4 protein-coding genes are annotated in these 3267 nt (G+C 61.5%); 1 reads left to right on the forward strand and 3 read right to left on the reverse strand.

The features are described 5' to 3' along the window. From Q8O80_RS01930 to Q8O80_RS01940, 3 genes are all read right to left on the reverse strand, one after another. A partial coding sequence (locus tag Q8O80_RS01930) for a protein-disulfide reductase DsbD domain-containing protein (RefSeq protein ID WP_305576351.1) occupies positions 1–332 on the reverse strand: 332 nt, incomplete at its 3' end. A gap of 25 nt (positions 333–357) precedes the next feature. Then, positions 358–1662, reverse strand: coding sequence for an ATP-binding protein (locus Q8O80_RS01935; RefSeq protein ID WP_305576353.1), 1305 nt, complete (start codon positions 1660–1662; stop codon positions 358–360). A 38-nt stretch (positions 1663–1700) separates the two neighbouring features. Continuing rightward, complete coding sequence (locus Q8O80_RS01940) at positions 1701–2360, reverse strand: response regulator (protein ID WP_305576355.1); 660 nt, start codon at positions 2358–2360, stop codon at positions 1701–1703. 101 nt (positions 2361–2461) lie between these two features. Between Q8O80_RS01940 and Q8O80_RS01945 the strand changes: the two genes are divergently transcribed. Continuing rightward, the gene (locus Q8O80_RS01945; protein WP_305576357.1) at positions 2462–3106 is read left to right on the forward strand and encodes a DsbA family protein; all 645 of its coding nucleotides are present in this window, start codon (positions 2462–2464) and stop codon (positions 3104–3106) included. The last annotated feature ends 161 nt before the right edge of the window (positions 3107–3267 follow it).

Genomic DNA, 3267 nt, shown 5'->3' on the forward strand with positions numbered 1-3267 from the left:
CTCAGGCGATCCTTGAAAATCTCGGTTCGTCCAAAGGTGGGATCATCCTTCGTGACGCCTGCAGGCAGTTTGAGCGCCACAGGTTGCCCTTCAGCATCGTTCAAGGCGACCTGATCGCGATAGAGATAGTATCCGGCGACCACATCCAGAACCACCTCAACCCCGGATCCTGATGCCGTCAGCGACACCTTGAACGCGTCCTCCACCGGTAGAGGCTTGGCTTGCTGGGCGGCGACCGGTCCAGCAAGAACGCTGAGGGCCATCATGGCGACGGCGGTAAGGTTACGGAATATCGTCATCGGTGACTCCGGCGGAAGGAACTTTCTGCCCATGTCGCGACACCAACTTAAGGGAGCCTTATGCCCGCGGCAGAACCAGCGTGACCACGAGCCCATGTGGCAGTTTGTTGGCGAGTAAGAGGCTTCCACCCGCCTGGAGCGCCGCCGATTCGACAATGGAAAGGCCCAGGCCGCTGCCGATTTCCTTGTGGTTCCGCCCGCGGAAGAAACGCTCGGTGGCGTGTGGCAGTTCATCCTCATCCATGCCTGGGCCATCGTCTGAAACGGTGATCGCAACGGCGTCGGCGCCTGCCTTGGCGACAATCCGCACCTCGCCGCTCGCGGGGGAATGGGCAATGGCGTTCTCGAGGAGGTTGCGCATCATCAGGTCGAAAGCAGCAGCGGAAACTGCCACGGGTGCCCCTGCCAGTATATCGATGCCATCGATTCCGATTCCCGAAGGCAGCACCAGGCTGGCGACGAGCGAACGGGTAGCCGCCTCGGCGTCCAAGGGCTCCGGTCGAATATCCTTGTTCGCGGCATCGACCGTCGACATGGAAAGTAGCTGGCGTACCATCCGCGCCGTCCGGTCGACGCCTGCCACGATATTGTCGAGCGCCTTGCGCTGGATTTCCGGGTCATCCGTTCGGGATGCGATCTGCGCCTGGGTGCGCAATCCAGTGAGGGGAGTGCGCAATTCATGGGCGGCAAAGTCAGTGAAATTGCGTTCGCGTTCACGGGCTGAACGCACTCTTTTCAGTAGGTCGTTCAGCGCCGTCAGCATCGGCCTGATCTCGCGCGGCGCTTCGCCCGAGATCGGCTCGAGCGCGTCCGCACCGCGAGCGGCCAACTCTGCCGCGACGTTGTCCACCGGGCGCAGGCCGCGGTTGACGCTGACCAGGATCATGGCCGCCATGAGCGGAAGAATGAGCGCGGCGGGCACCAGGAGCCCCTTAATGACGTCGCCCACCAGGCGGTCGCGCAAGGTCAGGCTATCGCCAACCAGGACCCGGACACCCACTTCGGGGTTTTCGATGGCGAAGACCCGCCAGCGCTCACCGTCTATGGTGGTTTCGGCGAAGCCATCATTGTGCTCCGACAAGGCAGATGTCGGTGCACCATCCGAACGGCCGACCAGTGTGCCGTCGAAAGACCAGAGCTGGCAGGACAGCTGGCGGTCATAAGGTACATGGGATGGGGCCGGAGAAAGCGAGGCAATGCTGTCGATGGCGTCGGCAACGGTGATCTCCCGGCTCGACACCAGGGAGGACACCATTCGCGCCGCTTCGCTGAGACGGGCATCGAGCACGCGCTCCACTTCGCGGGTCGTGCTGAAATAGATCCATGCCACGGCCGATAGCCAGACAACGCTGGTGGCGACCATGAGGATGGCGAAGAGGCGCGCCCGGATTGATAGGCGCATCATGCCTTCCTCATGCGATAGCCAAGACCACGCACGGTCTCGATGGCGTCGCGACCGATCTTTTGGCGCAGGTGATGGATGTGGACCTCGATGGCATTGCTATCGATGTCTTCCTGCCAGCCATAGAGTTTTTCCTCGAGGCTTCGCTTTGACTGGATCACCATGGGCGCCTCCATGAGCGATTGCAGCACGGCGAACTCCCTGCGTGACACAGCCGCGGGCGTCCCCGAGACCGACAGTTCCATGGTCGCCGGCACGATGCGTATCTGATCCCAGACCAGATAGGCCTGGGCCCGGCCATTGACCCGGCGGACCAGCGCGCGCAGGCGAGCCGCCAGTTCGTCAAGGTCGAAGGGTTTGACCAAGTAGTCGTCGGCCCCGTGGTCCAGCCCGACTATGCGATCCTCAACCTTGTCCCGCGCGGTCAGGAGCAGTACCGGATCATCCGATCCGGCTCGCCTGATTTCGTCCAGAAGGTCAAGCCCCGACCCGTCCGGCAACATGAGATCGAGCACGACGACATCGAATTTGCCCGCGGCGAGCGCTGCGCGCGCATCCTCAAGCGTGGCGACTGTTTCCATTGAGAAACCGGCCAGCCGTAGACCAACGTCGAGGCCGTCGCGCAGGATGTCATCGTCTTCAACCACCAGTATGCGCAATGCCGTCTCCATAAATCTCTGTACCGCTGTCCATATGTCCGGACTTAAGGCTGGCTTAAGGCACAGGGCGTCTTTGGGGGGCAAATGGAAAGGACTAACCAATGCAACAGCAACTTTCGCGCCGCGCCATGACCAAACTGGCCGTGATGGCACCACTGGCACTTTGGCTTTCCAGGCCCGGGCTGGCCTCCGCCCAGGACGAAGCGGCCGACCTCGATGCAATCTTTGCCACCCCCGGTACGCCCGTATTCGGCTCCGCCGACGCGAACCTCACCATGGTCGGCTTCCTCGATTATAATTGCCCATTCTGCAAGCAGAGCGCTCCCTACCTCAAGGAGCTGATGGCGACCGATGACAAGCTCCGCGTGGTTTTCAAGGACTGGCCCATCCTGACCCCGGCTTCCGTCTATGGTGGCCAGGCCGCCCTCGCGGCACATGAGCATGGCCAGTATCTGCAAGCCCATGATGCGCTGATGGCCATCCCCGGTATGCGGATCACCGAAGACCAGATGCGCGAGGCCCTTGAGGTCTCTGATGTCGACATGGCCGCAGTGGATGCAACCATTAAGGAAAAGGGACCAGCCCTGCTCGACCAGTTGCGCGCTAATACCGCCATTGCCGACGAGATCGGCCTGACGGGAACACCGTCCTATCTGATCGGTCCGTTCTTCGTCGGCTCCGCACTCGACCTGGCGGGCTTTCGTGAGGTGGTGGCGGCCGCGCGAGAAGAAATCGGCGTATCATAGATTGGCGAGATTGCTGCCACGAGACATGCAGACAGCGGACCGCATCATGATCGCGAGGTCAGCGGTTCGGTAGCACCATCAATTAACACATTCTAATATATCTGAGTGTAGGTGCGTTCGAAACCCGACGGCATCGGCGGCCCTTAAGCCTGCCTTAAGCT

This window comes from Devosia sp. (assembly GCF_030689745.1).
Taxonomy (GTDB): domain Bacteria; phylum Pseudomonadota; class Alphaproteobacteria; order Rhizobiales; family Devosiaceae; genus Devosia; species Devosia alba.

Excerpts from the sequence above, each read along its gene's own strand:
- Q8O80_RS01935 (WP_305576353.1), bottom strand. The coding sequence starts at position 1,662 with ATGGTCGCCACCAGCGTTGTCTGGCTATCGGCCGTGGCATGGATCTAT.
- Q8O80_RS01945 (WP_305576357.1), top strand. The coding sequence starts at position 2,462 with ATGCAACAGCAACTTTCGCGCCGCGCCATGACCAAACTGGCCGTGATG.